Here is a 6,740-nt window from a genome sequence, read left to right on the forward strand (position 1 = left end):
AGGCATGTTTAACAAAGCCTTTTTAAAAGAAAAAATTGTAACCTTTTGCGCCCTTCAAGCGTCTTACATGGTGATAGAAGTTCATTACTAGCAAATATAGTTTAAGTTTGAAATTTCTGATAATTTATTAATTTATACCAAAGTAAAAATTGGTATGCTATAATATGTTCTTAGAAATATGTGCCTGTTTCTAAAATTTATTAATGGGGCATTATATTCATAGGGAGGGTCTCCATGTTATATCTGACCTTAATATTATGTTTTTTATGCTCCATTTTAATGACTCCAATTGTTAAAAAATTGGCTTTTAAATTAGGAGCAACGGACAGTCCTAATCAGCGTAAAGTACATTCAAAGATTATGCCGCGTTTAGGCGGTTTAGCGATTTATATCAGTTTTCTATTAGGTATATTAATCCTGCATCCAAATAGTCCCTACCATGCTGCTATTATTGCTGGGGGAGTCATCATATTAATTACTGGTATGTTAGATGATATATATGAATTATCAGCTAAATTAAAATTCGCTTTACAAATCATTTCCGCATTGATCGTCGTGATGTGGGGCGGAGTGGAAGTTGAATTTATTAACTTACCATTTAATGGTTACTTAGAATTTGGTATCTTTAGTATCCCGATAACAGTAATCTGGATTGTCGGCGTTACTAATGCCATCAATTTGATTGATGGATTGGATGGTCTTGCAGCTGGCGTTTCCTCGATCGCCTTTATCACCATTTCCGGAATGGCGATTGTGATGGGGAATGGTTATGTAGTCGCGATGGGGACAATCCTTCTTGCCAGCACGTTAGGATTTTTACTCTTTAATTTTCATCCCGCTAAAATTTTTATGGGTGATTCCGGCGCACTCTTCCTTGGTTATATGATCTCGGTACTATCCTTACTTGGTTTTAAAAATGTAACGTTAATCTCATTTGTTGTTCCAATTATTATTTTAGGTGTTCCAATTTCAGATACGTTTTTTGCTATCATCCGCCGTATATACAATAAGAAATCATTATCTGCTCCGGATAAATCCCATTTACACCATTGCTTACTCGAACTAGGTTTCACTCATCGTGAAACGGTTCTGTTGATTTATGCAATGGCAGCCATGTTCGGTCTTGCAGCCTTTATTTTTACCATCACAACGGTATGGGGTTCCATCTTAATCATGACCATTATCGTGCTCGCGATTGAACTATTTGTTGAAACGATTGGTTTAATCAATAAAAATTATCGGCCGCTCCTCCGTATTATGGGGATTTTGAACAGAAACAGGTAAATCTAAAAGAATAGTGACTCTATTAAAAGGGTGAACCACGGCAGGCTGTTTCGTTGTGGATTACCCTTTTATTGTTGGCTTTTACTTAAAATTTATGCAAAAAAAGAACCCGGAATTTACTGATCCGGGTTCTTTGATTATTCACTATCCGTTGAACTAGCTGTAGTTGTTCTGTTAAGATGTTCCTTCAATTTTGATTTCGTTTCTTCTAATGCAGTTTCATCTAATTTATAATAATAAACACGATCAATATAGTCGTCAGAACCTTTTAGTGACATCGATTCAACATTAATTCCAGAACCTGCTTGGACATAGCTGATAAATGATTTCATCTGATCGAACGTTAAATCGGTCGACATGTTTTTTCCAACAGCTTCCATTACATCTGTGTAATTTGTAATCGACTTAATGGATGAACCTTTTGCGAGAATGGCCTTAAAGATTTGCTGCTGGCGCAGTCCTCTTTGGATATCACTATCAATTTTTCTTGTCCGTGCAAATGCTAGTGCTTGCTCACCATCAAGTTCTTGTAAGCCTTTTTTCAAGGTAATGGCTTTTGCGTGGTCCTCGGAATCTTGTTCTGAGAAGGTGAACGGAACGTCAACTTCGACCCCATCAAGGGCATTAATAACATCAATAAACGCGTTAAAGTTCATTTTTACATAATAATCCACTGGGACATCAAGTAACTCTTCAACTGTTTCAAGTGTAAGTTTCACGCCGCCATATGCATGTGCGTGAGTAATTTTCGTATAAATATCCTTCTCAGGTATATGAACATAGGAATCACGCGGTATACTTAGTAGTTTAATAGATTTTTCTTCTTTATTAAACGTAGCAAGCATCAAGGCATCCGAACGAGAGTTGCCGCTTGACTTCCGTTTTTCACTATCGTCAACACCAATAAATAATATCGATGTATTTTCAAGTTTAACATTGGTGTTTGCTTTCTTCGTTTCACGTTCAATTGGCTTGTAGGATTTATTCATTACCGATTCAGCCTTGTTATACAAAAATCCGCCATATGCGGTTGCACCGATAATCAATAATAGAATCGGCATGATGATCCATAGCAATATTCGTTTCCGTCTTTTCTTGCCTTTTTTATTATTTTTATAAACTTGTCTATTGACAGACATAGATTGCCTCCTAGTAGGTAAAGTAGAAAAATGTCAGCTTTTGTTGAAAATCTATTCTATTTTATAATATTTATTGAGATTGGTAAAACAAAATTTTGTAAATATAGAAAATTACTATTTTTTGTCAAGATGAAAGAAAAGAAATGCCTATATATCGGACTCTAGATAGGTCATTTCTCCTTTTGTAATCTCTGCTTGTCCATTGGTGAGTTCAATCATCCACTCGGTGAACGCCTGCTGTTTCTCTTCTTCGACAAAGACTTCCACTTCGACATTTTCGAGGTACTGAATATTTTTAAGGATATAAATGGACGATCGTAATTCATTTTCAATCTTTCCAAGCCATGAATAATCAATTTTGACATGGCAAACCTGCATTAATTTTCTTTCTACGATTCCGACTGCATCCAGACCTTCAGAGGTTGCCTTTCCATAAGCACGGATTAATCCGCCTGCTCCTAATTTAATCCCGCCAAAGTAGCGGGTAACGACCACTACGGTATCCTTCAGTTTCCTTTTTTTCAATACCTCAAGAATAGGAACCCCCGCTGTCCCGCTTGGTTCACCATCATCGTTGGCTTTCTGTATTTGATCGTGCTCGCCAATTAAATAAGCGGAACAATTATGAGAGGCATCCCAATATTTTTTTTTCAATGCCTGGATAAATTCTTGAGCGCCCAATTCTGATTCTGATCTTTTAATGTGAGCAATGAAACGTGATTTTTGAATAATAATTTCATGCTCACCAGCTTGTTTTACTGTATTGTATCGAGGTAACATTATGCGCTCTCCTTCCTAAATATCATAATGGTGTAATATAACTTTAATATGGCAGTAAAATTTCCGTGTTATAATAAAAAAGTTCAAAGTAGTGAAAAGCTGCTTCTAGGCAGATAGAGGTATTCCTATTATACTACTTTTTTCTGAAACGAACGGTAGTGTCTAGGATATGATTAGCAAATTGTTTCAATCCAATGTAAAATATGTTAAAAGGTATGTAAGAAAAAGTCCAAAGATATGAAATTAATTTCTTTGAAATTAGAATATTGCATAGCTTGTGCGTTTAGGCGCTTATTGCTCTTCTTATCGGAGGAATGTGTATGAAAATTAAGCAGATTAATATGAAATCAATTGATGAAATTCGTGAGGAAATGATTGAAACCGTTACTTGCAGCAAAAGTGACATCTTCCAGATAGGTGAGCAATGCCGTCAAGATTATGAAAAAATGATCAATGAATTAGACAATATTAAGCAAATGATGGTAAAACTCACAACAGAAGGCGAGGAACTTGAAAGACAAGTCCTTGAAGCACGGAGCATGCTGTCAGAAGTCAGTATGAATTTTAAAAATTACACGGAAGAAGAAGTCCGTGATGCCTATGAAAAGGCACATCAACTACAAATGGATCTTTCGATAAATTGGCAATACAAAAAGCAGCTGCTGGATAAACGAGCAGATCTTGAAAATCGTCTGGTAGGGTTGGACGAAACGATTGATCGTGCCGACCAGCTTATTTCGCAAATCTCGGTTGTCATGAATTACTTAACCAGTGATTTAAAGCAGGTTGGTAAAGTACTCGAAGTTGCGAAAGCCAAACAAGATTTCGGCTTAAAAATCATTGAAGCACAGGAAGAAGAGCGCAAGCGGCTTTCAAGGGATATTCACGATGGTCCTGCCCAAATGCTTGCCAATGTCATTATGCGCTCAGATTTAATTGAACGAGTCTATAGGGAAAAGGGCGCAGAAGAGGCTTTTTCGGAGGTTAATAGCTTTAAAAAAATGGTCCGTTCGGCACTTTATGAAGTCCGGCGCATTATTTATGACCTTCGTCCGATGGCATTAGATGATTTAGGTCTCGTCCCTACCCTCAGAAAATACCTGCAAACGATCGAAGAATATCATAACCACTCAAAAATTGATTTTGTGAATATCGGACTAGAACGCCGACTTCCAACTAAGTATGAAGTCGCACTCTTCCGGATGATTCAAGAATCAGTTCAAAATGCATTAAAACATGCAAATGCTTGTGAAATCAAAGTACGGTTAGAAATAACCAATGCGGCAGTTACTGTCTTGATCAAGGACAATGGCGTCGGTTTTGATATTTCGGAAAAGAAACCAGAGTCATTTGGCATGATTGGGATGCGGGAGCGCGTTGACCTGCTTGAAGGTGAAATAACCTTTGATTCAAAAATAGGCAAGGGAACCGCTGTACTGATTCGAGTTCCACTTATTAACTAAAAAACTAATGAACCTACCGTCAATGGAGAAAATTTCGAAATTAGAAGGATTAGGAGGCGTAAAAATTGACTACGAAAATTGTCATTATAGACGATCACCAACTATTTAGAGAAGGTGTTAAAAGAATACTAGAATTCGAAAAATCGTTCCAAGTTGTATCAGAAGGTGACGATGGCTGCGAGGCTTTAAGATTAGTAGAAGAATTTCGACCTGATGTTGTGATTATGGATATCAATATGCCGCAAAAGAATGGTGTCGAAGCTACCCGTGAATTGGTTGAAAAATACCCAGACACGAAGATTATAATCTTATCCATTCACGATGATGAAAACTATGTAACTCATGCCTTACAAACTGGGGCCATTGGTTACCTCTTAAAAGAAATGGATGCCGATGCCTTGATTGAAGCTGTCAAAGTGGTAGCGGATGGCGGATCGTATTTACATCCAAAGGTTACTCATAATTTGGTGAACGAGTACCGCAAGCTGGCAGCGGGTGTTGCTCGTAGTGGTGGTGCTTACTTGCAATCGATGGAAATCCGTCGCCCATTGCATTTATTGACACGCCGCGAATGCGAAGTGCTGCAAATGCTTGCCGATGGAAAAAGCAATCGCGGGATTGGCGAAGCTTTATTCATTAGCGAAAAAACAGTCAAAAACCACGTTTCAAACATTTTACAAAAAATGAACGTTAATGACCGCACCCAAGCCGTAGTTGTCGCCATTAAAAATGGCTGGGTAGAGGTAAAATAATAGAACAAACCAAGGGCATGCTGAAAAGTATGCTCTTTTTGTTTGGCCAATTAATGCAATTTATTAGTATTTCATATAAAATAAAAAATGCCATAGAGTAGTTAAAAAGATAAGGATGGTATTTTTTTATGAAGACAGCCGTCGTTACGGATAGTACTGCGTACATCCCTAAGGATTTACGAGATAAATGGAATATACATATGATCCCTTTACATGTCATCTTCGGAAACGAGGTTTATCAGGAAGAAGTCGATATTACCTGGAGCCAGTTTTACGAAGAGGTGAAGACGAAAGAGTTGCCAACCACTTCACAGCCACCGATTGGCCAGTTTATCGATTTATTTGAAAGCCTAGCTAAGGAGTATGATGCTGTCATTAGTATCCATCTTTCAAGTGGAATCAGCGGCACTTATCAAGGTGCTGTCACTGCCAGTACGATGGTAGACGGCATCAGCGTGTATCCATTTGATTCAGAAATCAGCTGCATGGTGCAAGGTTTTTATGCAATCGAGGCCGCAAAATTGGCATCCCAAGGTGAGGATGCTATTTCCATTATCGCCCATTTAGAAGCATTAAAACAAACGGCACGGGCCTATTTCATGGTGGACGATTTAGCCCACATGCAACGAGGTGGGCGTCTCTCCAGTGCCCAAGCCTTTTTCGGAAGCCTCCTTCAAGTTAAACCACTGCTTCATTTCGAAAACAAGGTCATTGTCCCATTAGAAAAAATCCGCACCCGAAAGAAAGCAATGAAACGGATCGTTGACCTGCTTGATGAGGATGCATCTAGCGGCAACAGCTATCAAGCTGTCATTATTCACGCCAATCGTGAGGAAGACGCCAAGGAATGGCACGCTGGACTGTCTGCCATGTATCCAAACGTCGAATTTACCATCGGATACTTCGGCGCTGTCATCGGTACCCACCTCGGCGAAGGAGCCATGGGCTTGGGGTGGATGGAAAAATTAGATAAGTAAATTACCTGCCATTCCGCCCTCTGGGCCGGAATGGTTTTTGATTTTATGGGGGTGAGAGCTCTCGTGAAAGCTGATCAGTGTATGGGCTCGAAACCCACTAAAAAAGGTATTCAAAAGGGGTTTGGCGGAATCAATTGGGGAATCGGCGGGAAAAGTTACAAAGTCGGCGGAATCCGACCCAAGTTAGGCGGAATAATTCCAACAAACGGCGGAATCCCCGGCCAAATCGGCGGAATCCTCGAGCCGAGCGCTAGCGCGCAAACTGAACAGTGTATGGGCACGAAACCCACTAAAAAGGGTATCCAAAAGAGGTTAGGCGGAATCCATTGTGGAATCGGCGGGAAA

At 39.2% G+C, this 6,740-nt stretch carries 7 protein-coding genes; 5 read left to right on the forward strand and 2 right to left on the reverse strand.

Features of this window, described 5'->3' with window-relative positions; translation table 11 throughout:
• Positions 1 to 234 precede the first annotated feature (234 nt).
• Entirely contained in the window at positions 235 to 1,284 is a 1,050-nt protein-coding gene (locus V7137_RS27095; RefSeq protein WP_335700943.1) for a glycosyltransferase family 4 protein, read from the forward strand.
• A gap of 137 nt (positions 1,285 to 1,421) precedes the next feature.
• On the opposite strand, the gene V7137_RS27100 is transcribed toward V7137_RS27095, so the two are convergent.
• Positions 1,422 to 2,423: an LCP family protein gene (locus V7137_RS27100; protein ID WP_335700944.1), complete on the reverse strand. Its 1,002-nt coding sequence runs from the start codon at positions 2,421 to 2,423 to the stop codon at positions 1,422 to 1,424.
• Between the two features lie 147 nt (positions 2,424 to 2,570).
• A complete protein-coding gene (locus V7137_RS27105; RefSeq protein ID WP_335700945.1) occupies positions 2,571 to 3,203 on the reverse strand; it encodes a YigZ family protein in 633 nt (210 codons plus the stop codon).
• A 320-nt stretch (positions 3,204 to 3,523) separates the two neighbouring features.
• Between V7137_RS27105 and V7137_RS27110 the strand changes: the two genes are divergently transcribed.
• The 4 genes from V7137_RS27110 to V7137_RS27125 all read left to right on the forward strand — a co-directional run.
• The gene (locus V7137_RS27110) at positions 3,524 to 4,666 is read left to right on the forward strand and encodes a sensor histidine kinase (protein WP_335700946.1); all 1,143 of its coding nucleotides are present in this window, start codon (positions 3,524 to 3,526) and stop codon (positions 4,664 to 4,666) included.
• A gap of 65 nt (positions 4,667 to 4,731) precedes the next feature.
• Positions 4,732 to 5,418, forward strand: a complete 687-nt coding sequence (locus V7137_RS27115) for a response regulator transcription factor (protein ID WP_335700947.1) — start codon at positions 4,732 to 4,734, stop codon at positions 5,416 to 5,418.
• 128 nt (positions 5,419 to 5,546) lie between these two features.
• Positions 5,547 to 6,395, forward strand: coding sequence for a DegV family protein (locus tag V7137_RS27120; RefSeq protein WP_335700948.1), 849 nt, complete (start codon positions 5,547 to 5,549; stop codon positions 6,393 to 6,395).
• 63 nt (positions 6,396 to 6,458) lie between these two features.
• The coding region (locus V7137_RS27125) for a hypothetical protein (RefSeq protein ID WP_335700949.1) at positions 6,459 to 6,740 on the forward strand (282 nt) is incomplete at its 3' end.

Source organism: Neobacillus drentensis, from assembly GCF_036962765.1.
GTDB lineage: Bacteria > Bacillota > Bacilli > Bacillales > Cytobacillaceae > Neobacillus > Neobacillus drentensis_C.

What these genes read in the sequence shown, in the direction of transcription:
- V7137_RS27105 (WP_335700945.1), bottom strand. Translation starts at nt 3,203, where the DNA reads ATGTTACCTCGATACAATACAGTAAAACAAGCTGGTGAGCATGAAATT.
- V7137_RS27110 (WP_335700946.1), top strand. Translation starts at nt 3,524, where the DNA reads ATGAAAATTAAGCAGATTAATATGAAATCAATTGATGAAATTCGTGAG.
- V7137_RS27095 (WP_335700943.1), top strand. Translation starts at nt 235, where the DNA reads ATGTTATATCTGACCTTAATATTATGTTTTTTATGCTCCATTTTAATG.
- V7137_RS27100 (WP_335700944.1), bottom strand. Translation starts at nt 2,423, where the DNA reads ATGTCTGTCAATAGACAAGTTTATAAAAATAATAAAAAAGGCAAGAAA.
- V7137_RS27120 (WP_335700948.1), top strand. Translation starts at nt 5,547, where the DNA reads ATGAAGACAGCCGTCGTTACGGATAGTACTGCGTACATCCCTAAGGAT.